Genomic DNA, 24,402 nt, shown 5'->3' with positions numbered 1-24,402 from the left:
AGCACAACGCGGCGTACCCACGCCGCGCTGGCCGGTGCTCACCCAGGCACCCAGGAGACGCGCTTGCATCGGCGTGCCCTGCCGGGGCCTCAGGCCCCCAGGCGCAACACCTTGGCCTTCGATGGCACGCCGTTCGCGTCGATCGCGAACAGCATGTAGAACCCCGGCGGCGCATTGTTGGCGGAGGCCGGCAACGTCACGCTCAGGTTCTTGCCGACTTGCGAGAAGCTCAGGTCCTCGAAGCGTTGCTCGTTGCTGAATGCGTGCGTCACGGCGCCAAAACGCACCAGCGTCATTCGGGCAACCGCGTTCTTGTTGTTCATCGCCACCGGGATCGTTGCGCCCCAGGTGGCCGCCGTCGGCGCCGTGACGATGCCCGGCCGAACGGCCGGCAGGCCCGAACCATCGGTCTTGTAAAGGTAGGGTGGGAAGTAGATCTCGGCGTTCAACTGGGCCACCGGGCCGGGTGCGCCGCCGCCGCCGGTCAAGACCGACCCGTCGGGCATCAGCATCGACACGCTGTGGTACAGGCGTGCCTTGGTGGCCGTCGCGCCCAGCGTCCAGCTGCCGGTCGCGGGGTTCCAGGTCTCCGAGTCGTAGACGGCGCCGACGAGGTCGTTGCCGGTCGTCGAGCCGCCGTTGACCCAGACCTTGCCGTCGGCCAGGATGGTGGCATTGCCGAACTGGCGGTCTGCCGACAGCGGGGCGGTCGGCGTGACGACCGGGGCAGCGCCGTTGATGTCGACCACCACGGCCTTCGCCGCACCGCGAACCGACAGGATCTTGCCGGGTTGGTACATCGCCGCTGGCAGCATGTAGGCGCCCACCGGCATCGTGCCCGGCAACTGCGTCACGCTACCGGTGCCGGCCACGTCGAGCGAGAAGATCTCGCCCATCACGTTGAAGATCACGACCTGCCCCTGCGGGGACCACCAGGCGCGCGGGTAGTTCCAGGCCTGCACGCGTGCGCCGTAGGCGGCGTCGCTGTTGGCGGTGGTCAGCGTGCGCCAGCCGGTGGTGGCGTTGTAGACCTCGGGCGTGCTGGCGTAGGTGTCATCCGTCGGGGGGACCTGATCGGTGCCCGCATAGAAGCGATCGATGCGGCCACCGAGCACGGCCTGCTCGCCGCTGGCGGTGGTGATCAATGTCGCGTACCAGCGTTGGTAGGCCATCGACTGGGCCTGCCTGGTCAGCTGGTTGTCGGCCGTCGTGAAGATGTTGACGTCGTTGTTCGCGTAGTTGCGCTTGCCATTGACGATGCGGTCGCCGCCGACCAGCAGGACGTCGCCCGTCACCGGCAGCAGCGCCTGGCCGGCGCAGAAAATGTCGGTGCCCGTGGTGTTGGACAGCAGCATCTTGGCCTTCGAGCCCATGCCCAGCGCCGGGTCCCAAATCGCGTAATTCAACAGCCCGCTCTGGATGCCGCTGGGCTTGGTGCCATAGCTGAGCACGCGGCCATCCGGCAACAGCACGGTGTGCAGCGGAATCAGCGGCCAGGTGAAGGCGGCGCCGAAGACCCCCTTGAGATGGGCGTCGGTGGGACCGGTCGGCACGCTGATACCCTGCACCTGCTGATCACCCAAGGCCGATTGGCGTTCGCTGGCGTCTTCGTCCCAGGCCACGCCCGGGCCCGCACCGTAGTCGACCGGCGCGACCTCCGCGCCTTGGCGGTCTTCTTCGACCTGCGACGAGGCGTCTGGCGACAGCGATCCGCCGCAGCTGGCGAGCGCGGCGATCGCCAGCAGTTTCAACGCATGGCCACCGCCGCGGCGGATGACGACGACGGCGGATGGCCTTCTCTCAAGCAGTTTGGGGCTGGACACGGGCGCACCTCCACATATTTGGGTTTGAGCCGAATTTTGCCCGTTCGCTGCAGCGTTCGCCTGCACAATTCGTGGCCATGCCCCTAACTTTGCCCTCCCCCTCCGGCCTGCTGGCCGCGATTGACATGGGGTCGAACAGCTTCCGGCTGGAAATCGGCCAGATGCGAGAAGGCCGCTACCGGCGGCACCAGTACTTGAAGGAAACCGTGCGCCTGGGCGCCGGTCTCGATGCCGACGGCATGCTGACCGAAGAAGCCGCCCTGCGGGGGCTGGCCTGCCTCAAGCGCTTTCGTGACAGCCTGGCCAGCCTGACCTCGGCTCAGGTGCGTGCGGTGGCCACCCAGACGCTTCGCGAAGCGCGCAACCGCAACGCGTTCCTGGAACGCGCCCAGGCGGCACTGGGCGTGCCGATCGAAGTGATCTCCGGGCGCGAAGAAGCGCGGCTGATCTACGCCGGCGTGTCGCACCTGCAACCGTCAGACGCCAAGCGGCTGGTGATCGACATCGGCGGCCGCTCGACCGAGATGATCCTAGGCCAAGGTCGCCAGCCGACGCAGGCCGAATCATTCCAGGTCGGCAGCGTCAGCCTGTCGATGCGCTACTTTCCCGACGGCCGCTACACCGCCCCGGCCTTTCGCGCCGCACAGATCGCCGCCGGTGCCGAGCTGGAGGAGGCGTTGTCGGATTACACGCCCGGTCGCTGGCAGGAAGCATTGGGCTCGTCGGGCACCGCTGGCGCCGTGTCCGAAGTGCTGGCAGCGAGCGGCAAGACCGACGGGCGCATCACGCCGGCAGGCCTGCGCTGGCTGATCACCGAGTGCATCGCGGCTGGCTCGGTCGAGCACATAGCGCTGCCCGGCCTGAAGCCGGAGCGCCGGGCGGTGTTGGCCGGGGGTGTGGCCATCCTGTACACGCTGGCCACGCATTTCCGTATTGCCGAATTGCTGCCCGCCAAGGGCGCGCTTCGGCAAGGGGTGATCATCGATCTGCATGATCGACTGGTCGCACGCCACCTGGCCCGCGGGCACGACCTGCGCGACGATTCGGTGCAGCGCCTGCAACGCCGCTTTGCGGTAGACCGTGAGCAGGCCCGGCGCGTGCGCGAACTGGCGCTGCGCTGGCACGGCCAGGTCGAGCCCGGCGCCGATGCCGAGCGTCAGCACGAACTGCGCTGGGCCGCCGAGCTGCACGAGGTCGGGCTGATGGTGTCGCACCACGACCACCACCGCCACAGTGCCTACCTGGTAGCCCATGTCGACGCGGCCGGCTTTTCACAAAGCCAGCAGCGGCGGGTGGCCGATCTGGTGCTGGGGCAGCGGGGCGGCTTGCGCAAGATCGACGAAGCGCTGACCCGGGACGACGTGGCTTGGCAGCTGCTGTGCTTGCGGCTGGCCGTCATCCAATGCCATGCCCGCGGCCCGGTGGACAGCGACGCGATCGACATCGAGCGGCGCGGCCAGGTCGCCTTTCTGCGCTGGCCGCGGGAATGGGCGGACCAGCATCCACGCGCCTTGCACCTGCTGCGCGAGGAAGCTGAAGCCTGGTCACGCAGCGGCGTGCTGGCGCTCGAGCTGCCCTGAGCTGGCACGGCCGCAGCGCACGAGCCGGTTCAGGCCGGTTGCATGAAGCCCAGGGTGCGGTCAGGAAAGACCGACAGGTTCGGCAGGATCTCGTCAAGCTGCGGGCCGGTCGAGCCGAACCACTTCAGCAGCGTGCTGGCGTACTGGTCGACGCTGGAGGTGGGAATCCAGCGGCCGTGCATCTCCCACTCCTGCACGCCCACATCGTCGGACCCGCCCAGCACCAGCTTCGGGTACTCACCGTAGGTCGTGCCGCCATTGACCGAGCCGCCACAGACCAACTGGATGTTGCCCCATGCGTGGTCGGAGCCTCGGCTGTTGTTGGGCACGAAGGTGCGGCCGAAATCGCTGCTGGTGAAGGCCGTCACCTGCTTGTTCAGGCCCAGGTTGACCATCGCGTCGTGGAAGCAGGCCATCGCATCGGCGACTTCGGTCAGCAGGTCCGCGTGACTGCCGGCCGTGCTGTCGCCACTGACGATCTGGTCGGCATGGGTGTCGAAACCGCCGAGGCTGGCGAAATAGATGTGCCGATCGCCCTGCACCTGCTGGCGGCCGGCGATCAGCTTGGCGATCTGGTAGAGCTGGCCACCGAGGCTGGTCGTCAGCGTCTGGTTCTCGATCAACCGGTCGAAGGCCCTGTCGATCGCGGCCGGCACGCTGTCGTCACCCGGCAGGCCCTTGACCAGTTCGGCCAGCCGGTCCGACATCGCGAACGCGTCGCGCTGCATGCGGGCATAGACCTCGGTCATTTCGCCCTTCTGACCCGGCGCGTACAGCGCATCGACGGCTGCCTTGCGCTTCTGGTCGGCCGGGAAGGCAATGTCACCGGGAGCCAGACCGGCAGCCGCGAACGTGCCGCCCGGCCCGGGCAGCACCAGCGCCGGCGCCGTTTCGCCGGTCCCGAAACGGCTGTTGCCGCCCAACGAGATCACGGGGTAAGTGGTGGCCATCGCCTCCGTCGCGCGGGCGCCCCAGCCAGTGCGCGCCATCGCCTCGGTGCTGGCGCTCTCCCAGGCGCGCTGTTGGTCGGAATGCGAGAACAGGTTGTCCGGCACCAGCGGCGAATCCGCGCCGGCCGCCAGGTATTGCGCCTTCGTCAGCGGCGCCGACAGCGGCCCCACGTTGACGATCGGCGCCAGGTGCCCGGCCGACCACAGCGGCATCAGCGATTTCATCGACGGGTGCAGGCCGAAATCGGTGCCCGACAAGCGCAGCAACGAGGTCTTCGGCAAGGCGAGGATGCTGCGCGCTTCCTTGTACTGCGCATAGCGCGAATCGGCCGGCACCATCATGTTGAAGCCGTCGTTGCCACCGACCAGATAGATGCAGACCAGGGCCTTGTAGTCGCCGGCCTGCGCGCTGCGCGGGGCCAGCAGCGAGCCGACCCCGCCGAGCGCGGCCATGCCGGCGGTACCGCCCAGCAGGCGCAACCAGTCGCGGCGGCGCAGGGATGAGGAGGTGAAGCGGGTCATCGTCGGGCCTTGCTCGTTCAGCGGATGATCTGGTACTGCGGCGCGCTCATCACGAGCCAGCCGGCCCGTTGCACGCGCTTCTTGCGCCACTCTCCGGGGCTGTTCTTGTCGTCGTAATGCTCCACCGCTTCGATGACCTTGCCACGCGCCGGCTCCGGCAACGGCTGGCCCAGCACGAGCTTGCTCATGCGGTCGACCAGCTTGGCGGGGTCGCTCGCATCCGCCACCCAGGCCTCGTAGTTCAGCTTGGTGCCGACGGCGCCGGGCACGTCTTTCTGTGGATCGGCGCCATTCCAGTCGAACAGCATCGTCAGGTAGTTCAACCTGTTCAGCGCGGTGCTGGCGTTGTGAATGCCGAACGCCGGCCCGATCAGCTTGCTGCCGCTCAACGGGAAGTCCTGCGGGTAGTAGTTGAAGACCGTCGGTGAGCGAAAGATGTGCTGGCTCATGTTCTCGCCTTGCCACCATCCCAACGCATTGCCGTCGGTGTCGCCGCCGATCGCGCGGATCACGCCGGTGAACAGCTGCGCCGGCTCGCGCAGCCGGCCCGCCTTGTTGGTCGGCGTCTCGGTGCGCGCTTCCTTGTCCAGCAGCACCGCCGCCACGGTGGCCGACAGGTCGCCGCGCTTGCCGGTGCCGATGCCGTCGTAGGTGCCGCTGTTGAAGGCCTTCGTGACGCGGGCAACGTATTCCGGCGTCGGGTTGCTGGTCACCAGTTGCTGTATCAGGTGCTTGCCGACGAACGGCCCGATGTTCGGGTGGCCCATCAGGCTGTCCAGCACCTTGTCGAGCGCCTTGGGTGCCGTCGCGCCCGCGGGCACCAGCACGTCCGACAGCAGCTTGCGCGCCCTGGTGTCGCGCAGCGTGCCGCCCGCCGGCACCATGTCGCCGTAGAGGTAGTGGCAGTTCGCGCCCTCGGGCCAGCAGCCCCAGCGGTCAGCACCACCGGGCGGGTAGGTCCAGCCAGTCAGCGCATAGGCGTAGGAACGCACCCGCTCGTTGTCGTAGGTGGCGACGCACTGGCCACCGACCAGCGTGCCATCGTTGTTGAGCTTGCACGGCCCGATCGTGAACAGCTGCAGCAGCTCGCGCGCGAAGTTCTCGTTCGGCGCCGCCTGGTCGTTGTTCACGTGGTTCAGGTACTCGCCCATCATCGGCGAGACGGCCACCTGGCGCAGCAGGTCCCGGTAGTTGCCGAGCGCGCCGATCATCACGTTGTTGTAGAACTGGCGCAGGCCGTACGTCCCATCGACGTCCACGTTGCTGATCACCAGCAACTGGTTCAGTGCCAGTGCGACCCGTTGGCGCAGCTGGTCGTTGTTGCGCACCGCGTTGCGGTAGAAATCCCACAGCAGCGGTTCGGAAGAAAGGTAGTCGCGCCAGCAGTTCGGGTTCTTGATCTGGTCGGGCAGCTGGCAGAAATCGGTCGTCGAGGTGTTCTTGTCGGGCGAGTTGTCGCCGCCGAGCTTGTAGCGCGAGACCGACAGCCCCAACTGGTTGACGATCCAGGCCTTGGCCCCTTTGCTGCGGATGTCGACGACCAGCGCTTCACTGGGGCCGAAGGTGGCCTGGTGCGCCAGGCGCACCGCATCGGCCTGGGAGGTGACGAAAGCCTCGGCACCCTCGGGTTGGTTACCACTCACACCTGCTGCGGCCCGCCGTTCATCGTCGGCCGCGCTGTCGGAGTCACCCTCTCCACTGCCGCCGCAGCCCGCCAGCGCCAGGGTGGCCATGCCGGCCACGAGCCAACGCCGCAGGGGGCGGCCCTCCCAAACAAGGTGTCGCTTCATAGTTCGTGGCGGGCGGCACGGCCTGTTCGAAGGAACAGTACTGCATGCCGGTTAGACCCCAGCTGCGAATCATGAAGCGCCAACAGGCCCTTCAGTGGGGCCTATTCGTAACCGATTGCGACGGCAATCCGCGTGCCTGCCCTGAAAAGAACGGGCACTCAGGCGCTGCGCGATGTCACAAATTGAGCCCAGCCGGCTCGCTCAACCGGTCAGCCGCGCGGCCCAAGTCTCTGGGGAAAACCCGACCGTGATGGCACCGTCGGGCCATTCGACCACCGGCCGTTTGATCACGCTGGTCTGCTCGTGCATCAGACTCCCAGCGCTGGCGGCGTCGACGACTCGGCCCTGGATGGCGGCATCGAGCTTGCGCCAGGTGGTGCCCTGGCGGTTCAGCAGCTTTTCCCAGCCGACGGCATCGCTCCAGCGCTGCAGGTCGGCCTCACTGGCGCCGGCCTTCTTGAAATCAATGAAGTCATGCGGGACACCCTGGTCGGCCAGCCAGGCGCGGGCGCGCTTGACGGTGTCGCAGTTCGGGATGCCGTGCAGGCGCAATGTCATCGGAATTCGTCTTTCTCGTTCACTTCACAAATCGGGTCGGGCCCGTAGCCCGCATCTCGCACGACGCCGTTCGGCTCCACCGTCACCATGAACCACTGGCAGAACGGTGTTTCATAACGCCAAGTCCACACGGTAGCGCCGCGCCAGATGCCGAACTGTTTGGCGGGCCGGCCGAGTCTGTAGCGCAATTGGTCAGCCGTCATCCCGGGCACGACCTGGTTGAAGATGTCTTCGCGCAACACCTGCTCCCAGTGCTGGACGCGCCCTGCCGCATCGAGGTCGACCATGAAGGTGTGCTTGGCGAACGGGCCACGCGCGTATTCGAGCCGCTCGCCGCCCTCGGGTCGAGGGTAGCGACCGGTGGGTGGGCCCATCTGGTCCTGGACTTGGCTGGCCGTGGCGCCAGTGGGCAGTTGACCCGGCCCGTAGCCCGCGCAGCCGGTCAGGTTGATCGCCCCAACAGCAGCGATCAACGCGCCGATCCTCAGCGGCAAAGGCATCATCTTCATCATGAAACCGGCGCGGGTGGCCGCGCTTTGTTGCAGTGCGAAAACGGCCCGCCCAATCTATCACCGCGCCTAGAATCAAGGTTTCCTTTTCGCGCCGACCCCACCCGCGCCGCTGGTTCACCGCACCATGACCCGCAAGCTCTTCGTCACCACCGCCCTGCCCTACGCCAATGCGCCGTTCCACATCGGGCACATGATGGAGTACATCCAGGCGGACATCTGGGTGCGGTTCCAGCGCATGCGCGGCGCCGAGGTGCACTTCGTCTGTGCCGATGACACGCACGGTGCGCCGATCATGATTGCCGCCGAAAAGGCCGGCAAGACACCGCAGGCCTACGTGGCCGAGGTGGCCGCAGGTCGCGCCAGGTACCTCGACGGTTTCCACATCGCCTTCGACAACTGGCACTCGACCGACGCGCCGGAGAACCACGCGCTGGCGAAAGAGGTCTACCTCGCGCTGCGCAAGAACGAGCTCATCGACGTGAAGACGATCGAGCAGTTCTTCGACCCCGAGAAGGGCATGTTCCTGCCCGACCGCTTCATCAAGGGCGAATGCCCGAAGTGCGGCACGAAAGACCAGTACGGCGACAACTGCGAGAACTGCGGCGCGGTCTACACGCCGATCGAGCTGAAGAACCCGTATTCGGCCCTGTCCGGCGCGACGCCGGTCATCAAGAGCAGCGAGCACTATTTCTTCCGCCTGTCCGACCCGCGCTGCGTCGAATTCCTGCAAGGCTGGATGAACGAGCCGGGCCGGCTGCAGCCCGAAGTGCTGAACAAGATCAAGGAATGGTTCGTCACCGACGACACCGGCAAAACGGCCCTCGGCGACTGGGACATCTCGCGCGACGCGCCGTACTTCGGCATCGAGATCCCCGATGCGCCGGGCAAATATTTCTACGTCTGGCTCGACGCACCGATCGGCTACCTCGCCTCCTTGTCCAACTATTGCAGCAAAAAAGGGTTGAGCCTGGGCACGCTGCTGGCCGACCCGGCGTTGGAGCAGGTGCACTTCATCGGCAAGGACATCACCACCTTCCACACGCTGTTCTGGCCGGCGATGCTGCACTTCTCGGGACGCAAGGTGCCTGACCACGTGTTCGTGCACGGTTTCATCACCGTCAACGGCGGCGAGAAGATGAGCAAGAGCCGCGGCACCGGCATCTCGCCGCTGAAGTACCTCGAACTCGGGTTGCACCCAGAGTGGCTGCGCTACTACATCGCCGCCAAGCTGAACGCCCGCGTCGAGGACATCGACTTCAACCCCGAAGATTTTTCGGCTCGCGTCAACTCCGACCTGGTCGGCAAGTACATCAACATCGCCAGCCGCGCCGCAGGTTTCCTGGCCAAGCGCTTTGGCGGCACGCTGTCGGGCGACCTGGGCGTCGAAGGTTCGAGCCTGCTCGAAACCCTGCGCGCCCACCGCAGCGCGATCGAGCAGCTGTACGAAGAGCGCGAATACGGCAAGGCGCTGCGCGAGATCATGGCGCTGGCCGACAAGGTCAACGAGTACGTCGACGCGCACAAGCCGTGGGAACTGGCCAAGAGCGCCGACAACGCGGCGGCGCTGCATGACGTGTGCAGCACCTGCATCGAGGCCTTCCGGCTGCTGACGATCTACCTGAAGCCGGTGCTGCCGGCGCTGGCGGCCAACGTCGAGGCCTTCCTGCACGTCGAGCCGATGACCTTCACCGACACAGCACGGCCGCTGGGCGCCCACACGATCGGCAGTTACCAGCACCTGCTGCAGCGGGTCGATGAAAAGAAGCTCGAAGCGTTGTTCGAGGCACCGCCGACGGCCGAGGCCTCGGCGGCCCTGCCCGGCGGTGAAGCCATCGCAGAAGAAATCAAGATCGACACCTTCGCTGCGGTCGACCTGCGCATCGCGAAAATCGTCAACGCCGAACACGTCGAAGGCTCGGACAAGCTGCTGCGCCTGACGCTCGATGTCGGCGAGGGCACCGACCCGCAGGGGCGTCCGATCTATCGCAATGTGTTCTCGGGCATCAAGAGTTCTTACCAGCCCGAAGACCTGATCGGCAAGCTGACGGTGATGGTGGCCAACCTGGCACCGCGCAAGATGAAGTTCGGCCTGTCCGAAGGCATGGTCCTGGCCGCCAGCCATGCGGACGAAAAAGCCAACCCGGGCGTCTTCGTGCTCGAGCCCTTTGCCGGCGCGCAACCGGGCATGCGGGTGCGCTGATGCGGCCCGCACGGCAGGCCAGCGCCGAGCGACCACGCTCTCTGGTGCTGGGCTTGTCGCCACGCCGCCGCTTCATGGCGCGCGTTCACCACTGCGGTCCTCCGGGGCGGCGCCTTGCCGCCGCGCCCCTTGCCTCCTGGAGGACCCATGACATTGCCCGTCTCGCTGCACCGGTTCCGCCCCCGCCTCGTTGACGCACTGGCGACGTACGACCGCCGCCAATTCGGCGCCGATCTGGGCGCGGGGCTGACGGTAGGCGTGGTCGCGTTGCCGCTGGCGATGGCGTTTGCGATCGCCTCCGGCGTCAAGCCCGAGCAAGGCCTGTTCACGGCCATCATCGCCGGCTTCCTGATCTCGGCACTCGGCGGCTCCAGCGTACAGATCGGCGGTCCGGCCGGCGCCTTCATCGTCGTCGTCTACGGCATCGTCGAGCGCTACGGCCTTGCCAACCTGCTGATCGCCACATCACTCGCCGGAGTGCTGCTGCTGGTGATGGGTTGGCTGCGCTTGGGGGCGCTGGTGCGCTACATCCCGGTCAGCATCGTGATCGGCTTCACCAATGGCATTGCCGTGCTGATCGGGCTATCGCAGCTGAAGGACTTGCTCGGATTGCAGATCGACAAGCTGCCCGCCGACTTCTTCATCCAGATCGGCGTGCTGGCCCGGCATCTGGACAGCTTCAACCCCTGGGCCTTCGCGCTCGGGCTGGCCAGCCTGGCCCTGGTCGTGCTCTGGCCCAAGAGCTACAAGATGCCCGTCGCACCGGTCGGCGCGCTGCAAAAGTGGAGCCGCCATGCGGCGCAGGTGCCCGGCACCGTGGTGGCACTGGTCGGCGCGACGCTGGTGGCCCAGCTGTTCGCGCTGCCGGTCGATACGATCGGCACCCGCTTCGGCGGCATCCCGCAAACACTGCCGGCCTTTGCGCTGCCGACGCTGGACTGGGCGACCGCGAAGCAGCTGGTGATCCCGACCGTGACGATCGCGCTGCTCGGGGCGATCGAGTCGTTGCTGTGCGCGCGCGTGGCCGACAACCTGACCGAACTGCCCCGCCACGACCCGAACCAGGAGCTGATGGCCCAGGGGCTGGCCAACCTCATCGCACCGTTCTTCGGTGGCATTCCCGCCACCGGCACGGTCGCCCGCACGGTCACCAATGTGCGCGCCGGCGCTGCAAGCCCGGTGGCCGGCATCGTGCATGCGTTCACGCTGCTGGTCATCATGCTGGTCGCGGCGCCGTTGGCGCTGCATGTGCCGCTGGCGGCGCTGGCCGGCATCCTGCTCTTCGTCGCCTGGAACATGGGCGAATGGCGCGAATTCGCGCGCCTGCGGCACTTTCTGTTGCCCTACCGCGTGGTGCTGGTCGGCACCTTCGTGCTGACGGTCGTGTTCGACCTGACGGTGGCCGTCGAGATGGGGTTGCTGGCCGCCTGTGCGTTCTTCATCTACCGCATGAGTTCGCTGTTTCGCGTCACGCCGCACGCCAGCGGCGAGTTGCAACCCGGGGTGCAGGTGTTCGAACTGTTCGGCGCGTTGTTCTTCGGTGCGGTGGGCAAGATCGAGTCGTTGCCCGGCCAGATCCCGCCCGGTACCCGCGCCGTCGTGCTCGAGATGCACCGGCTGATTTCGATGGACACCTCGGGACTGGATGCGTTGTCACAGCTTCACGTGGCGCTCAAGCGGCGCGGCGTCGCGTTGGTGCTGGCCAACGTCAACGAACAACCGATGGGCCTGTTGCGGCGTTCCGGCTTCGAAGCGGTGCTCGGTGCCGAGAACATCGTGCCGACCGTGGCCGATGTCCCTTTGGCCGTCGGCCCGGCAGCCGGCGCCGGTGACCCACCCGGCTAAAATGCTCGCTTCGCCCGCGCCTTCACCCCTGCCTGCCATGCCGCTGTTCTGGAAACCCTACAAGTCCGACGTCTCCCAGTTCATCGACGAGCTGAAGGCCAAGCGCCCGACCCTCGAAGCCGAGCAGCGCGCCGGCCGCGCCTTGCTGTGGGACCGTGCGCAGGACCGTGAAGCCCAGGCCGAATTCAGCGCCGCCCGCATCCCCCAGCAGCCGTACGTCTACCAGACCCAACCGAAGTGAACGGCGCGGCCATCGCGCCGGATGCGGATTTGCCGCCGCCGTCAGCGCCCGAGGTGGATCTGCCCCAGGTGGTGGACGGCATTGCCGTCGCACGCCTGTACGGCGAGCCGCTGTTTGCACTGCCGACCGACCTGTACATCCCGCCCGACGCGCTGGAGGTTTTTCTCGAAGCCTTCCAGGGCCCGCTGGACCTGCTGCTGTACCTGATCCGCAAGCAGAACTTCAACATTCTCGACATCCCGATGGCGGATGTCACGCGCCAGTACCTGCGCTACGTCGACCAGATCCGCAAGCAGAACCTGGAACTGGCGGCAGACTACCTCTTGATGGCCGCGATGCTGATCGAGATCAAGTCGCGCATGCTGCTGCCGCCGAAGAAGACCGACGACGGCGCCGAACCCGAAGACCCGCGCGCCGAGCTGGTGCGCCGGCTGCTCGAGTACGAACAGATGAAGCTGGCCGCCGCACGGCTGGACGCGCTGCCGCAGCTGGGCCGCGATTTCCTGCGCGCCCAGGTCACGGTCGAACAGTCGCTGGCGCCGCGTTTCCCCGATGTGTCGGTGGACGAATTGCGCGACGCCTGGGCCGACATCATCAAGCGCGCCAAGCTGCACCAGCACCACAAGATCTCGCGCGAGCAGCTCTCGGTGCGCGAGTACATGAGCGTCGTGCTCAAGCGCCTGCAGGGCCAGCGCTTCGTCGAGTTCCAGGACCTGTTCGACGTCACCCGCGGCGCCCCGGTGATGGTGGTCACCTTCATCGCGATGCTCGAGCTGGCGCGGGAGCGCCTGCTTGAGTTGACCCAGGCCGAGGCCTTTGCGCCCATTTACGTGCGGTTGGCGTACACGCCAACCTGACGTGTCGTCAGGCGGAGGCGACCTAACCGCATTGCCCTCACCCGCCACACACCTGCAATAGCATGTGGGCGGGCTCGCTCAGAGCTTCACAGCGGCGTCAGGCGGAAGGCCGCGGTCTTGTACCCCGTGTCGGTCTTCTCGCCAAAGGCAGTAATTTCGCCACGGTCGTTGATGCCAGTCGCGCGCTGCAATGACCACGACACCCCCTGCGCGTCGACGCAGCCATTGGGAATCAGGGTGTTCAGGTCCAACGGTTTGCGTCCCACGGCCAGCCAGAGCGTTGGGATGTCGCCGGAGAAATTCTTGTCGAACGAGGAACCGACCATCTTGCCGTCTGCATTGATGGCCCCGACGATGCCGAAGGGATGTCCCGGCAGTGTCCCCAAGTCGTGGATCACGCCTTCCTTCCAGGCCACCGGGCGCGGCGCGAAATCGTGCTTGGCGCTGCTGAAACCAATCACGATGCCATCACGGTTGATCCGCGAAGCGTGAGACCGTACATGGTCGGGCAAAGTACCCAGGTCGGTGATGCCCTTCGCATCCCATTGGACAGCGCGGTAGTCGCCATTCTTTGGACCGCTGCGGCCCACAATCACGCCGCTGTCGTTGATTCCGTTCGCAGAGCTTTCGTCGGTTTCGGCCAAGCCTCCCAAGTCGGTGACGGCGCCGTCCTTCCAGAGCGTGGCGTGCGCCGTGAAATCGCCCAGCTTGACCTGGCTCGAGCCCACCGCATGGCCTGCCTGGTTGATATCAGAGCCGTTGGAAAAGCCATCCGGACCGACCAGCGCGTCCATGTAAATGCGCGTGTTGCCAGACCACACGACCACCTTCCCCGGTCCGCTGTGGCGATAGCGGGTGCCAACCACCTGACCGGCGTCATTGATGGCGCTGCCGTCGATCAAGGCAGGGTCTCTGGGAAGCAGCGGAACAATCCGCCCGTCGCGCTTCCATACCACGGCGCCGTTGGATTTGTCCGCCGCGTAAGTGGCTCGGCCAAGAATTTCGCCGCGGTTGTTGATGTCGCTCGCCACAGTCGATGGCGAAGGGCTGTTGTCCTGCAAGACTTGGCAGGTGTAGGTCGGGGCCCCCTGGGCGCCGAGGTGCAGCGCCAGCAAGCCTGCTAGCGCCAGCGCCTGAGAAATGGGCGTGAGATCACGGGCGAACGGGCGCTCGGAAGGTTGTGACAAGCTTGTCTCCGGTGTCGTTTTCGTGGATGGTCACTGTAGGCCGACAACCCTCAATACACAACACTAACTCGTTATTTTTACGTCACAAATCATTGCTGACACGGCCATGCTATTCGAGGCGCCACACCGGGTCGCGGACGCCTTCACCTTGGCGCCGACGCCGACGGCATCGAGCCTTTCAGCGCCCCCCGCGCCGCTTCTGGGTCATCTGCCCCACCGCCAGCACCGCTTGCGTGCGTGAGCTGACGCCCAATGCGCGCAGCACGGCCTGCACGTGGTCCTTGATGGTCTCGACCGACAGGCCGAGGCGGCGGGCGATGTCTTTGTTGGACTTGCCCTGCAGCAGCAGTGTCAGCACGTCGGCCTGACGCGGCGTGATGCCCAGCTCTTCGAACGACGGCAGGCTTTCGGCCACTGCCGGCGCCGTGTGGAATGCGGCCGGCGCGGGCTCGTCGGCGTCGCGCACAGGGTTGACGGTCATCGTCGGCACATAGATGCCGCCGGCCATCACCAGGCGCAGCGCGTCGGCCAGGTCTTCGGTGGTCATGCGCTTGGGCAGGAAACCCATCGCGCCGAGGTCGATCGCCTGGATCACGTCGCTCGCGCGGTCGGACGAGCTGAGCACCACCACCGACAGGTCGGGGTCGGTCTGCCGCACCTCGGTCAGCAACTCGAAGCCGTTGGCGTCGCCGAGCTGCAAATCGAGCAGCATCAGGTCGTGGTCTTGCTGCACGCGCAGCGTGAAGCGGGCCTCTTTCGCGTTGGACACGGCGTTGACCACCACGCCGGGGCTCAGGTTCTCGATCATGGCCTTGAGTGCGGACAGGATCAGGGGGTGGTCATCGACCAGCAGGACTTTCATCAAGGCTCGTGGCGCTGTGTGTCGCAGCCGCGATCGTAGCCGTCAAACGAATCGGCGGGTCAATGACTCTGCCACGCACACTGGTTTGCTGGCGCCTTCGCGCTCGATCGTCGCCTCGACCAGCAGCTGCGCACCACCATCGATCGGCTCGTAGGCGAGCAGCTTGAACTGCGCGCGCAGCCGGCTGTCCACCGGCACCGGCGCCGGGAAGCGCACTTTGTTCAGGCCGTAGTTCAGACCCATGCGCGTGTCATTCACCACGAAGCCGTGGTCGAAGAACCAGGGCAGCAGTGACAGTGTCAGGAACCCATGGGCCACGGTGACGCCAAACGGGCCGGTGGCGGCGCGCACCGGGTCGACATGGATCCACTGGTGGTCACCGGTCGCCTCGGCAAAACGGTCGATGCGTGCCTGGTCGACGGTGATCCAGTCGCTGACGCCCAAGACCTCGCCCACGCGGCCGGCCAGATCGGCCAGGTGCGCGATCTGCGTCGTCATGCGGCCACCCAGGCCAGCAGCGGCTCCCACTGCGCCAGGTCACGCTCCACCCGGCTGGGCGCCACGTCCCACAACGTCAGTCCATGGGCAGCGAGGTGCACGTAGTTCTGCGTGTCGCGGATGGTCGCCACCATCGGTGCCGGCAGCGTGGCCACGTACTCCTGCAGCCGTTCTTGCGCGATGGTGTGGTCTTTCACCCGCATGCCGACCAGGCCGATGCGGATGCGCGCCGCGCGCGGGTGGCCACGCAGCTCGGCCAGGAAGGCGTGGGTGGCCTGGATGTCGAACAGGCTGGGCTGCAGCGGCACCAGCATCAGGTCGGCCAGGTTCAGCAAGGCCTTCAGCTTCTTGTCATGCAGGCCCGCTGGCGTGTCGACCACGACGTGGGTGGTGCCCTTGGGCGGCCGCACCTGACCGGTGTCTTCGCGGATTTCCCAGTTGGTGATGACCGGCGCCGCCGGTGGCCGCAAGGCCAGCCATTGGCGCGAGGACTGCTGGCGATCGAGGTCGCCCAGCATCACCGCATGGCCCTGGCGCGCCAACGCCCCGGCCAGGTTGGTGGCCAGCGTGCTCTTGCCCACGCCCCCTTTGGGATTTGCGATCGCGATCACCGGCATGCGCTCTCGTCTCCTGTTGTGGCCGGGCCGACCCGGGCTTCGCAACCCGGGCTCCAGATTCGAAGGTATGGTAACGGCCAGCCCGCTGGCCCCTGCCCCGGATGAACCCCGGCGGCCCTGCCGGCTCTCCTCGCCCTCTTCCGGCCTGCCCCATGCCCCCACCTGAACCTGCTGCGTCCGAGATCGTCGTGCTGGCGGCTCACCCGCGGCTGGAGCACTCTCGCATCAACCGCGCCCTGCTCCAGACCGCCCACGCCTTGCCGCCCGGTCGCGCCCAGGTGCGCGACCTGTACCGCCTGTACCCGGACTACCTGATCGACGTCGACGCCGAGCGCGCGCTGCTCGCACAGGCCAAGCTGGTCGTCTGGCAGTTTCCCTTTCATTGGTACGGCATGCCCGCGCTGCTGAAGCTGTGGCTGGACGAGGTGTTCGGCTTCGGTTGGGCCTATGGCCCGGGCGGCAATGCGCTGCGCGGCAAGGACCTGTGGCTGGTGGTCAGCACCGGCGGCGGCGAAGACGCCTACCACCCCAGCGGCCACAACCGCCACTTCATCGACGCCTTCTGGCCGCCGGCCGAACAGACCGCCGCGCTCGCCGGCATGCGTTTTCTGCCGCCGCTGGTGCTGCACGCGGCGCACCGGGTCGACGACGACACCGTGCGGGCCCACGCCGCGATGTACGCCGAGCGCCTGGCTCGCTACCCCCAATGGCCCGAATTGGCCGAGCTGGAGGTCGACACCTCGTGCTTCGTGCCCGCCACCGACCGCCCCGAAGAAGATTGAAGGCCCGCCGCGATGGAAGAAGTACACACGACGAGCTGGCTGCTGACCAGCCTGGTCTACCTGGGCGCTGCGGTGCTGGCGGTGCCGCTGGCCCGGCTGGCCGGGCTGGGCTCGATCATCGGCTACCTGGCCGCCGGCATCGTGATCGGCCCGTGGGGCCTGAAGCTGGTGACCGACGCGCAGGCGATGCTGCATTTCGCCGAGTTCGGCGTCGTGCTGATGCTGTTCCTGGTCGGGCTGGAACTGGAGCCGCGCCGGCTGTGGGCGCTGCGCCGGCCGATCTTCGGCTGGGGCGCTGTGCAGACGCTCGGCTCGGCCGCGCTGATGTGCGGTGCTGCGATGGCGCTCGGAGCCGACTGGCGGCTCGCGCTGGTCGCTTCGCTGGGGCTGGCCTTGTCGTCCACCGCCATCGGCCTGAGCGTGCTGGCCGAGCGCAACCTGATGTCGACCACCTCCGGCCAGAGCGTGCTCAGCGTCGCGCTGTTCCAGGACATCGCGGCGATCCCGATCCTCGCGCTGGTGCCCTTGCTGGCGGTGGGCGGCGGCAACGGCGAGGGTGGCGGCTGGGCCGGCGCGTTGAAGGCGGTCGCGGTGATCGCCGCCATCGTGTTGGGTGGCCGGCTGCTGCTGCGCCCCGCATTGCGCTGGATCGCGCAAAGCAAGACGCCCGAGATCTTCACCGCCGCATCGCTGCTGTTGGTGGTGGCCACCGCCGCGCTGATGCAGGCAGTGGGCCTGTCGATGGCGCTGGGCGCCTTTCTCGCCGGCGTGCTGCTGGCAGAAAGCGAGTACCGCCGGGAGCTGGAAACCGACCTCGAGCCCTTCAAGGGCCTGCTGCTGGGGTTGTTCTTCATCGCGGTCGGCATGAGCATCGACTTCGGCGCCGTCTGGGCGCACCCGGCCTGGGTGGCCGGCTTGGTCGTCGCCTTCCTGCTGCTGAAGGTGCTGGTGCTGGCGGCGATGGCACGGTGGATGCCGATCCCGCCGGTCGAGCGGCCGGTGTTCGTGATCCTGCTGGCGCAGGGCGGTGAGTTCGGCTTCGTCGTCTTCCAGGCCGCCGCGCACGCCGGCGTGATCGAGGCCCAGACCTCGTCGCTGCTGGTGGCGGCGGTGGCCTTGTCGATGCTGCTGACGCCGCTGCTGCTGGTGGGCGCCGACCGCTGGTGCGCGAGCCGAGCTTCCGGCCGGCCCGCCGACCGGGGCCTGGCCCCGATCTCCGAGGCGCAGGACGCGCCGATCATCATCGCCGGCTTCGGCCGCTACGGGCAGATCGTCGGTCGGCTGCTGTTCGCCAACGGGCTGCGTGCGACCGTGCTGGAGCACTCGGCGGAGCAGGTCGAAAGCCTGCGCAAATGGGGCTGGCGCGTCTACTACGGCGACGCGACACGGCTGGACCTGCTGCGCGTGGCCGGCGCCGGCAGCGCCAAGGTGCTGGTGGTGGCAATCGACGACATCGAGCAAAGCCTGGCGGTGGTCGACCTCGCACAGGCCCATTTCCCGAACCTGACGCTGGTGGTGCGGGCACGCAATGCCCAGCACTGGTACGACCTGCACAAGCGCGGCGTCACGCACATCGAGCGCGAGACCTTCGATTCGGCCTTGATGTCGGGGCGCAGCGTGCTCGAATCGCTGGGCTTCGAGCCGCACCAAGCGCGCACGCTGGCGCTGAAGTTTCGTCGCCACAGCATCGAACAGCTGCATGCGTTGGCGCCGCACCGCGGCGACCAAGCCCGGCTGATGGCGATGGCCAAGGCGGGCCGGCAACAGCTGGAAGAGATGTTTGCGCAAGACCGCGCCCACCGCGCCGAACACCCCGCCGGCAAGGGCTGGCATGCAGAGGACGATGTTCAATCCCCCCAAACGACACCGCCGCGCTGAGCACAGCGCGGCGGTGAGTGTCGGAGGCGGAGAGCAGCGTCCGCCCCGCGTCTTTAGTTGACCGGCTCGGGTGCAGGCTGCGGCACCACGGGTGACGGGGTGGGCACCGGCAACGGCGGCTGTGGCGAGGTATCCGGCAGCGGCTGCGGCGTCTGGTCAGACGGGAGCGGGCTGGGGGTCGGGGTCGGCACCGGGCCCGGGGTGGGGGTCGGCTCGGGCTGCGGGGCGCGCAGGCTCGCATCGGCCGCGGGCGGCACGGCCGGCGTGCGAGGAGCGACGGTGGCGGGTGCCGGACGCGGCGACGGGGCGGGCGGTGGTGTCTCTGCACGTGGCTTCGCGACCGGCGTTGTCTCAGGCGCCGCCGCCGGGGCGGGCTCGGGCGGCGCGGCTTCGACGGCCGCGCTTGCCGATGCATCAGGCAGCGGTGCAATCGCAGGTGCCTCCTCGATGAGCGCCTCCGACGCCTGACCTTGCGCCAAGGTGGTGTCGCTGTCGTTTTGCTTGAACTGGTAGTTCATGCCCACGATCAGCGCGGCGACGGCCACACCTATCACGACAGCCGGCACGAAGCGCTTGCCGCTGGACGGCGCTTCCCACTGTTGGGCAGCCGTGGAAGGGGCACCACTGGACGCCGATGGCGGCTGCCACAAAGACGCTTCAACCGAAGCGTCCACATCCGGCTGGGTGGGGGAATAGCTGGTCGGGGGGTAGGTGGTCTTTTCCATGGCCCTCAGCTTGACGCGATGGCCGGCAGCGCACCATGGGACATCAGCCGCACTGCTTGTCGGCCTCGTCCTACAGATTCAGTTACAAATCGTCATCGGCGTAAGTGATTGACGCTCGTGGTCCAAGCCTGCGTCCCGCCCGGCAAGGCAGCGACTTGCGCCGACCGAAGCCGGCGCCGGCGCCGAAGCCGTTGGAAAACCAGGGGCGGTGATCACCCGCGATGGCGTCAAGCCAACGAGCAAGCCTCGTCGAACGCCAGCCGCGGGTCGCGCGGGTGCAGACGGCTCGCATCACCATGACCCAGCGTGCAGATCACGATGCTGCGCTTGGGTGTACTCGGCCAGAAGGCGGCATCGACCGCGCCGCCGTCAAAGCCGCCCATCGGGCCTGCGTCCAGCCCCAGCGCGCGGGCGGCGATGATGAAGTAGCCGACCTGGATGTGCGCATTGTGGATCGCCGCGTCGGTGGTCTTGGCCGGATTGCCGGCGTACCACGATGGCGCATCGGCACTCGGGAACAGGCGCGGCAGCTTCTCGGGGAACGCGAGGTCGGTGCCGAGGATCGCCGTGACAGGTGCAGCGCGGACCTTGGCCTGGTTGCTGCCCGGGTCCATGCAAGGCACCAGCCTGTCCCTCGCCTCGGCCGTTCGCACGAAGACGATGCGCAGCGGCGTGCAGTTACCCGAGGTCGGGCCGAACTTCATCAGCTCGTAGATCGCTTGCAGCGTCGCGTCAGGCACCTCGGCCGGCAGATAGCCCCGTGCGGTGCGGGCTTCGGTGAACAAGGCTTCGGTGGTGACCTGCATGATGCATGGGATAGACAACGACAGCGACAATTGTCGAATGTTCCAACCCTCCCAGCACGACGTGCGGCGATTCTTCTGCGAAGTCGCCGCGAAGCAGAAACAGCGCGCGCCCTTGGCCGCCATCGAAGTGCTGGCCGGTGGCTGGATCGACGAGCATCCCGAATACGCCGCCGACCTCGCCGACGTCGACGCGGCGCTGGCCGCCAGCTACACCGTCGAAGGCGGCAAGACCAACCCGTTCCTGCACCTGGCGATGCACCTGACGATCAGCGAGCAGGTCTCGATCGACCAGCCGCGTGGCATCCGCCAGGCCATCGAGCTGCTCGCCGCCAAGCGCAACTCGCTGCACGATGCGCACCACGAGGTGATGGAGTGCCTGGGCGAGATGATCTGGGAATCGCAACGCAGCGGCCGCCCACCCGACGGCTTCGCGTACCTCGACCGGGTGCGTCAGCGCGCGACCCGGGATTGACGCCGGCATCCGAGCGAGACCGGCCCTGACCCTGGCTCACCCGCTGAGCGAGTACCCCCCCAACTTGGGGATGACTTTTGGGGATGCCGTTTGACGGCAAACTTACCTATGCTCACGACTGCCCAGATCGGGCCGGGGTTCGTGCAGTGCGTGCCCCGTCAATCAAAACGAAACGAGCACAACGCATGAAGCAAGTGAAGATCGCCGCCCTGGCCCTGGCCACCGTGTTCGGCGCGCCGACCGTGATGGCCCAGGAATGCCTGCAAGACCAGTACGGCAACCAGTACAACATCACCGTCGACCCGGTGAACAAGTCCATCACCGGCGTGGCCACCGTCGTGCAACGCAACAACGAGCTGTGGACGCTCAGCGGCAGCTACGCCACCAACAAGACCGGCACCAAGCGCAAAGAGCAGCAGCTGACGATGACGGATTCGACCAACACCAACCAGCTGTACATGCTGCGCGGCGTCTACCCGAATTTCGCCTGGTACTACAACGGCTCGTACGGCGCCCAAGAAGCCACCTGGGTGGCCTGCGGTACCCCTGTGACGGCCAAGGCGGCCAACGCCCAAGGGCGTCAAGGCGTTCGCTGATCGCTGATCGCTAGGCCCGCATCACAGCGGGCCTGAAAACTCGACGGGCCGGCCGCTTGCGCGACCGGCCCGTTCTTCTTGGGTCACCGGGTCTGCCTGCTCACTTGATGCTGACCCATTTGAGCTCCATCCAGTTGTCGGGCCGGTGCACGACACTGACATTCTTGCGCGCCGCCCAAGGAATGAACTGGCGGTGCAGCGGGATGTGATGAACCTGCTCGTTATGGCGCAGCATGGCCTTCTTGATCAACGCCTTGCGCTTCTCGACGTCGGGTTCCTTGCTGGAGGCCGCGACGATCGCATCCAGCTCGTCGTCCTTGAAGTTGCCACGGTTGTATTCGCCGATGCCCTTCTCGCCCCGGTTGCGGTAGATCGACGTGAAGGTGACGTCAGCGTCGGTGATCGAGCCACCCCAGCCGAGCATGTACATCGACACGTCGAGCTTCTCCTGCTTCGGGAAGTAGGTCGCCTTGGGCATCGTGTTGACACGCACCTTGACCTTGATCTTGTCCCACATGCCGGCCAGCGCAACGCAGATCTTCTCGTCGTTGATGTAGCGGTCGTTCGGGCAGTCCAGCGTCACCTCGAAACCATCGGCGTAGCCGGCCTCGGCCATCAGCTTGCGCGCGGCAGCCAGATCGAACGGCAAGCGCTTCTCGACCTCGGGGTCGTTGAAGCTTCCCAGCGGGGACGGCATCACCGCGCCGGTCGGCGTGGCCTGGTTCTTCATCAGCTTGGACTTGATCGACTCGATGTCGACCGCCTGGTACAGCGCCTTGCGCACGCGCACATCCTTGAACGGGTTCTTGCCCTTCACGCTGCTGTACAGCAGTTCGTCACGCCCCTGGTCGAGGCCGATGAAGAGGACGCGGTTCTCGGGCCCGTCGATGACCTTCACGCCATCGGTGTTGCGCAGCCGCTCCAGGTCGTTCGACGGTGGATCGAGGATGAAATCGACTTCACCCGAGATCAGCGCGGCCACACGGGTCGGGTCGCTCTTGATCGGTGTGTAGACGACCTCCTGCACGTTGCCCTCGATACTGCCCCAGTAGTTCGGGTTGCGCTTGAGCACCGTCTTCACATCGGGCGCGCGCGAAACCAGCATCCACGGCCCGGTGCCGTTGGCGTGCAGCACGGCGTAGGTCTCTTCCTTGTTGCTGAAGTCCTGTGGCTTGGTGACCTTGTGCTGCTCGCACCAGGACTTGCTCATGATGTAGACGGTGTTCAGGTGCTCCAAAAAAATCGGGTCGAACTGCGTCAGGTTGAATTCGACCGTGTAGTCGTCGATCTTCTTCGGCTCACCCAGCGCATTGGCGTAGTGGGCGATCTGGGATGTCTTTTCCTTTGCCCGGTTGACCGAGAAGACGACATCGTCGGCCGTGAAGGGTTGGCCTTCGTGGAACTTGACGCCCTTGCGCAGCTTGAAGGTCCACTTCAGCGGGCCGTCCTGCTTCCACTCGGTGGCCAGCGACGGCACGATCTTCAATTGCTTGTCGCGGGCGACGAGAAATTCGTAGAACTGCCCGTTCATCGCATTGGTGAACAACTCGTTCTGCGACACCGGGTCGAGTGTCTGCACATCGCCGCGGCTGGCCCAGCGAAAGGTCTGGGCCTGGGCGGCGCCGACAGTGCCGGCGGCAAAGGCGAGCGCCAGCAGCGCCGCAGCAAGGGTACGTGGCATGGTTCGGTTCTCCTCGAGCCCCTCGGAGGCGGGGGCAACCGGCGCAGTGTAGGCAACGCCCAAGCCGGTGCAAGCACGGGGATTTCCCCGGCCACTCGACACAGCGCCTCTGCCGGTCAGCCGCGCTTGGGCGCCAATTCGCCGGCCCACAGCTCGTCGAGCTGCGGAAAGCCCCACGCCTTCGGGTCTTCGCGCGAGACGATCTTGTCGTTCGAGCGGGCCAGGTCCAGCTCCTGCAACGACACCGGCATGTTCGACTTGGTCGAAAAGAAGACCTTGATGCGCGGTGCCGCCAGGCTCTGAAGGTTCTGCTCGATCACCACGCCCAGCCGGCCGGACTGCAGCTTGACCAGCGAGCCGACCGGGTAGATGCCGACTCCCTTCACGAAGGCCTTGAACACCACCGGGTCGAAGTGTCCCTTCCAGGAGGCCATGGCGGCGATCGACGAAGCCGGGTCCCAGCCGGTCTTGTACGGACGGTCCGAGGTGATGGCGTCGTAGACGTCGCACACCGCCCCCATGCGCGCGAACTGGCTGATGCGCTCGGGCGGCAAGCCGTTCGGGTAGCCGGCACCATCCATGCGCTCATGGTGGTTCAGACACACGTCGAGCGCCGTCTCGGGAGCGCCGCGGCCTTCGACCAACAGTTCGTGCCCCCGCAGCGGGTGGGTCTTCATCAACGTGTACTCGGCGTCGGTCAGCTTACCCGGCTTGTTCAGGATATCGAGCGGCATCGCGGCCTTGCCCAGATCGTGCATCAAGCCAGCCAGGCCGACGTCGCGGCACGCAGCGGGTGACAGCCCGAGCTCGCGCCCCAGCGTGATCATCAGCGCGCACACCGCCACCGAGTGCAGGTAGGTGTAGTCGTCCTGCGTCTTCAACCGGGCCAGGCTGACCAGCGCCGCCGGGTTGCGGAACACCGAATCGGCAATGTCGTTGACCAGCGGCAGGCATTGCTCGGCGTCGGCAGCGCGGCCCAGCCGCGCCTCGGTGAACATCGATTTGACCTGCGCGTGCGCCTGCCGGCACAACGCGGCCGCTTGCTTCAGCTCGTCCTGCAGCGTGCGGCTGGGCACCGGGGGCCAGGTCACCGCGCTGCGGCTGGGGCCGCCTGACGATGTCGGCAGCGGGGGGGCGGCAGGCTGTGGGGGCGATGCCGGGGCCGCCACCGGGGCGGCAGGCGGCTGCGCGGCACTGGCGGCGCCTTCCGGCGCCACATCCAGGCCTTTGCCAATGTCGATCCACACCCCCGCCACACCGCTGGTGCGCAGCTTGGCCACGTCCGCCGGATCGCGGATGACGAAGCTGGTCTTCCAGAATGGGTGGTCGATCCACGGCCCATCCAGTGCATGCAGATGCATGCCCACGCGGACCTGATCGACGGGGATCTTCTTGAGCATGGCCGACGACTTCATGTACG

At 66.8% G+C, this 24,402-nt stretch carries 22 protein-coding genes; 9 read left to right on the top strand and 13 right to left on the bottom strand.

The features are described 5' to 3' along the window. Window positions 1-89: 89 nt before the first annotated feature. Complete coding sequence (locus tag VFY73_RS03425) at window positions 90-1,823, bottom strand: galactose oxidase-like domain-containing protein (RefSeq protein WP_329716510.1); 1,734 nt, start codon at window positions 1,821-1,823, stop codon at window positions 90-92. 125 nt (window positions 1,824-1,948) lie between these two features. Between VFY73_RS03425 and VFY73_RS03420 the strand changes: the two genes are divergently transcribed. Then, window positions 1,949-3,403 (top strand): Ppx/GppA phosphatase family protein, encoded by a 1,455-nt coding sequence (locus tag VFY73_RS03420; RefSeq protein ID WP_329716509.1) that lies wholly within the window; start codon window positions 1,949-1,951, stop codon window positions 3,401-3,403. Window positions 3,404-3,432: 29 nt separating this feature from the next. Here the strand turns inward: VFY73_RS03420 and VFY73_RS03415 are convergent, their stop codons facing one another. From VFY73_RS03415 to VFY73_RS03400, 4 genes are all read right to left on the bottom strand, one after another. Beyond that, a complete protein-coding gene (locus tag VFY73_RS03415; protein WP_329716508.1) occupies window positions 3,433-4,875 on the bottom strand; it encodes a DUF1501 domain-containing protein in 1,443 nt (480 codons plus the stop codon). 17 nt (window positions 4,876-4,892) lie between these two features. Continuing rightward, window positions 4,893-6,608: a DUF1800 domain-containing protein gene (locus tag VFY73_RS03410; RefSeq protein WP_329716507.1), complete on the bottom strand. Its 1,716-nt coding sequence runs from the start codon at window positions 6,606-6,608 to the stop codon at window positions 4,893-4,895. Window positions 6,609-6,866: 258 nt separating this feature from the next. Further along, complete coding sequence (locus VFY73_RS03405; protein ID WP_329716506.1) at window positions 6,867-7,223, bottom strand: arsenate reductase; 357 nt, start codon at window positions 7,221-7,223, stop codon at window positions 6,867-6,869. After that, window positions 7,220-7,732 (bottom strand): hypothetical protein, encoded by a 513-nt coding sequence (locus VFY73_RS03400; RefSeq protein WP_329716505.1) that lies wholly within the window; start codon window positions 7,730-7,732, stop codon window positions 7,220-7,222. Before VFY73_RS03400 ends, VFY73_RS03405 begins: the two co-directional genes overlap by 4 nt. 127 nt (window positions 7,733-7,859) lie before the next feature. On the opposite strand from VFY73_RS03400, the gene metG reads away from it, so the two are divergent. The 4 genes from metG (at window position 7,860) to VFY73_RS03380 (ending at window position 12,878) form a co-directional block, all read left to right on the top strand. Next, complete coding sequence (gene metG, locus VFY73_RS03395) at window positions 7,860-9,935, top strand: methionine--tRNA ligase (RefSeq protein ID WP_329716504.1); 2,076 nt, start codon at window positions 7,860-7,862, stop codon at window positions 9,933-9,935. A gap of 147 nt (window positions 9,936-10,082) precedes the next feature. Next, window positions 10,083-11,780 (top strand): SulP family inorganic anion transporter, encoded by a 1,698-nt coding sequence (locus VFY73_RS03390; RefSeq protein WP_329716503.1) that lies wholly within the window; start codon window positions 10,083-10,085, stop codon window positions 11,778-11,780. Window positions 11,781-11,817: 37 nt separating this feature from the next. Next, window positions 11,818-12,021 carry a DUF3460 family protein gene (locus VFY73_RS03385; RefSeq protein ID WP_329716502.1) on the top strand — a complete coding sequence of 68 codons (204 nt, stop codon included), beginning with the start codon at window positions 11,818-11,820 and terminating at the stop codon, window positions 12,019-12,021. 11 nt (window positions 12,022-12,032) lie between these two features. Next, entirely contained in the window at window positions 12,033-12,878 is an 846-nt protein-coding gene (locus tag VFY73_RS03380; protein ID WP_329716526.1) for a ScpA family protein, read from the top strand. An 86-nt stretch (window positions 12,879-12,964) separates the two neighbouring features. Here the strand turns inward: VFY73_RS03380 and VFY73_RS03375 are convergent, their stop codons facing one another. From VFY73_RS03375 to VFY73_RS03360, 4 genes are all read right to left on the bottom strand, one after another. Further along, window positions 12,965-14,065 (bottom strand): hypothetical protein, encoded by a 1,101-nt coding sequence (locus VFY73_RS03375; RefSeq protein WP_329716501.1) that lies wholly within the window; start codon window positions 14,063-14,065, stop codon window positions 12,965-12,967. Between the two features lie 178 nt (window positions 14,066-14,243). After that, window positions 14,244-14,927 (bottom strand): response regulator transcription factor, encoded by a 684-nt coding sequence (locus tag VFY73_RS03370; protein ID WP_329716500.1) that lies wholly within the window; start codon window positions 14,925-14,927, stop codon window positions 14,244-14,246. Between the two features lie 42 nt (window positions 14,928-14,969). After that, the gene (locus VFY73_RS03365) at window positions 14,970-15,425 is read right to left on the bottom strand and encodes a MaoC family dehydratase (RefSeq protein WP_329716499.1); all 456 of its coding nucleotides are present in this window, start codon (window positions 15,423-15,425) and stop codon (window positions 14,970-14,972) included. Continuing rightward, a complete protein-coding gene (locus VFY73_RS03360) occupies window positions 15,422-16,042 on the bottom strand; it encodes a ParA family protein (protein WP_329716498.1) in 621 nt (206 codons plus the stop codon). Before VFY73_RS03360 ends, VFY73_RS03365 begins: the two co-directional genes overlap by 4 nt. 152 nt (window positions 16,043-16,194) lie before the next feature. Between VFY73_RS03360 and VFY73_RS03355 the strand changes: the two genes are divergently transcribed. Continuing rightward, on the top strand, window positions 16,195-16,824 hold the full coding sequence (locus VFY73_RS03355) for an NAD(P)H-dependent oxidoreductase (RefSeq protein ID WP_329716497.1): 630 nt from the start codon (window positions 16,195-16,197) through the stop codon (window positions 16,822-16,824). Between the two features lie 12 nt (window positions 16,825-16,836). Further along, window positions 16,837-18,702, top strand: coding sequence for a glutathione-regulated potassium-efflux system protein KefC (kefC, locus tag VFY73_RS03350; protein ID WP_329716496.1), 1,866 nt, complete (start codon window positions 16,837-16,839; stop codon window positions 18,700-18,702). A 53-nt stretch (window positions 18,703-18,755) separates the two neighbouring features. Here kefC and VFY73_RS03345 read toward each other — a convergent pair whose 3' ends face one another. After that, window positions 18,756-19,427, bottom strand: a complete 672-nt coding sequence (locus VFY73_RS03345; protein WP_329716495.1) for a hypothetical protein — start codon at window positions 19,425-19,427, stop codon at window positions 18,756-18,758. Between the two features lie 227 nt (window positions 19,428-19,654). Continuing rightward, window positions 19,655-20,233: a malonic semialdehyde reductase gene (locus VFY73_RS03340; RefSeq protein ID WP_329716494.1), complete on the bottom strand. Its 579-nt coding sequence runs from the start codon at window positions 20,231-20,233 to the stop codon at window positions 19,655-19,657. Between the two features lie 37 nt (window positions 20,234-20,270). Between VFY73_RS03340 and VFY73_RS03335 the strand changes: the two genes are divergently transcribed. Continuing rightward, entirely contained in the window at window positions 20,271-20,705 is a 435-nt protein-coding gene (locus VFY73_RS03335; RefSeq protein ID WP_329716493.1) for a DUF1841 family protein, read from the top strand. Between the two features lie 185 nt (window positions 20,706-20,890). Beyond that, window positions 20,891-21,301, top strand: a complete 411-nt coding sequence (locus tag VFY73_RS03330; RefSeq protein WP_329716492.1) for a hypothetical protein — start codon at window positions 20,891-20,893, stop codon at window positions 21,299-21,301. A 100-nt stretch (window positions 21,302-21,401) separates the two neighbouring features. Here the strand turns inward: VFY73_RS03330 and VFY73_RS03325 are convergent, their stop codons facing one another. Both VFY73_RS03325 and VFY73_RS03320 read right to left on the bottom strand, forming a co-directional pair. After that, window positions 21,402-22,982, bottom strand: coding sequence for an ABC transporter substrate-binding protein (locus tag VFY73_RS03325; RefSeq protein WP_329716491.1), 1,581 nt, complete (start codon window positions 22,980-22,982; stop codon window positions 21,402-21,404). A 116-nt stretch (window positions 22,983-23,098) separates the two neighbouring features. Next, entirely contained in the window at window positions 23,099-24,382 is a 1,284-nt protein-coding gene (locus tag VFY73_RS03320) for an HD-GYP domain-containing protein (protein WP_329716490.1), read from the bottom strand. Window positions 24,383-24,402: the final 20 nt, after the last annotated feature.

Source organism: Ideonella sp. (assembly GCF_036277275.1).
GTDB lineage: Bacteria > Pseudomonadota > Gammaproteobacteria > Burkholderiales > Burkholderiaceae_C > Ideonella.
Note: the sequence above shows the minus strand (reverse complement) of the source record. Positions and strands in the feature narration are given on the sequence as shown.

What these genes read in the sequence shown, in the direction of transcription:
- VFY73_RS03420 (WP_329716509.1), top strand. Translation starts at nt 1,949, where the DNA reads ATGGGGTCGAACAGCTTCCGGCTGGAAATCGGCCAGATGCGAGAAGGC.
- VFY73_RS03415 (WP_329716508.1), bottom strand. Translation starts at nt 4,875, where the DNA reads ATGACCCGCTTCACCTCCTCATCCCTGCGCCGCCGCGACTGGTTGCGC.
- VFY73_RS03410 (WP_329716507.1), bottom strand. Translation starts at nt 6,608, where the DNA reads ATGGCCACCCTGGCGCTGGCGGGCTGCGGCGGCAGTGGAGAGGGTGAC.
- VFY73_RS03405 (WP_329716506.1), bottom strand. Translation starts at nt 7,223, where the DNA reads ATGACATTGCGCCTGCACGGCATCCCGAACTGCGACACCGTCAAGCGC.
- VFY73_RS03400 (WP_329716505.1), bottom strand. Translation starts at nt 7,732, where the DNA reads ATGAAGATGATGCCTTTGCCGCTGAGGATCGGCGCGTTGATCGCTGCT.
- metG (WP_329716504.1), top strand. Translation starts at nt 7,860, where the DNA reads ATGACCCGCAAGCTCTTCGTCACCACCGCCCTGCCCTACGCCAATGCG.
- VFY73_RS03390 (WP_329716503.1), top strand. Translation starts at nt 10,083, where the DNA reads ATGACATTGCCCGTCTCGCTGCACCGGTTCCGCCCCCGCCTCGTTGAC.
- VFY73_RS03385 (WP_329716502.1), top strand. Translation starts at nt 11,818, where the DNA reads ATGCCGCTGTTCTGGAAACCCTACAAGTCCGACGTCTCCCAGTTCATC.
- VFY73_RS03370 (WP_329716500.1), bottom strand. Translation starts at nt 14,927, where the DNA reads ATGAAAGTCCTGCTGGTCGATGACCACCCCCTGATCCTGTCCGCACTC.
- VFY73_RS03365 (WP_329716499.1), bottom strand. Translation starts at nt 15,425, where the DNA reads ATGACGACGCAGATCGCGCACCTGGCCGATCTGGCCGGCCGCGTGGGC.
- VFY73_RS03360 (WP_329716498.1), bottom strand. Translation starts at nt 16,042, where the DNA reads ATGCCGGTGATCGCGATCGCAAATCCCAAAGGGGGCGTGGGCAAGAGC.
- VFY73_RS03355 (WP_329716497.1), top strand. Translation starts at nt 16,195, where the DNA reads ATGCCCCCACCTGAACCTGCTGCGTCCGAGATCGTCGTGCTGGCGGCT.
- kefC (WP_329716496.1), top strand. Translation starts at nt 16,837, where the DNA reads ATGGAAGAAGTACACACGACGAGCTGGCTGCTGACCAGCCTGGTCTAC.
- VFY73_RS03345 (WP_329716495.1), bottom strand. Translation starts at nt 19,427, where the DNA reads ATGGAAAAGACCACCTACCCCCCGACCAGCTATTCCCCCACCCAGCCG.
- VFY73_RS03340 (WP_329716494.1), bottom strand. Translation starts at nt 20,233, where the DNA reads ATGCAGGTCACCACCGAAGCCTTGTTCACCGAAGCCCGCACCGCACGG.
- VFY73_RS03335 (WP_329716493.1), top strand. Translation starts at nt 20,271, where the DNA reads ATGTTCCAACCCTCCCAGCACGACGTGCGGCGATTCTTCTGCGAAGTC.
- VFY73_RS03330 (WP_329716492.1), top strand. Translation starts at nt 20,891, where the DNA reads ATGAAGCAAGTGAAGATCGCCGCCCTGGCCCTGGCCACCGTGTTCGGC.
- VFY73_RS03325 (WP_329716491.1), bottom strand. Translation starts at nt 22,982, where the DNA reads ATGCCACGTACCCTTGCTGCGGCGCTGCTGGCGCTCGCCTTTGCCGCC.
- VFY73_RS03320 (WP_329716490.1), bottom strand. Translation starts at nt 24,382, where the DNA reads ATGCTCAAGAAGATCCCCGTCGATCAGGTCCGCGTGGGCATGCATCTG.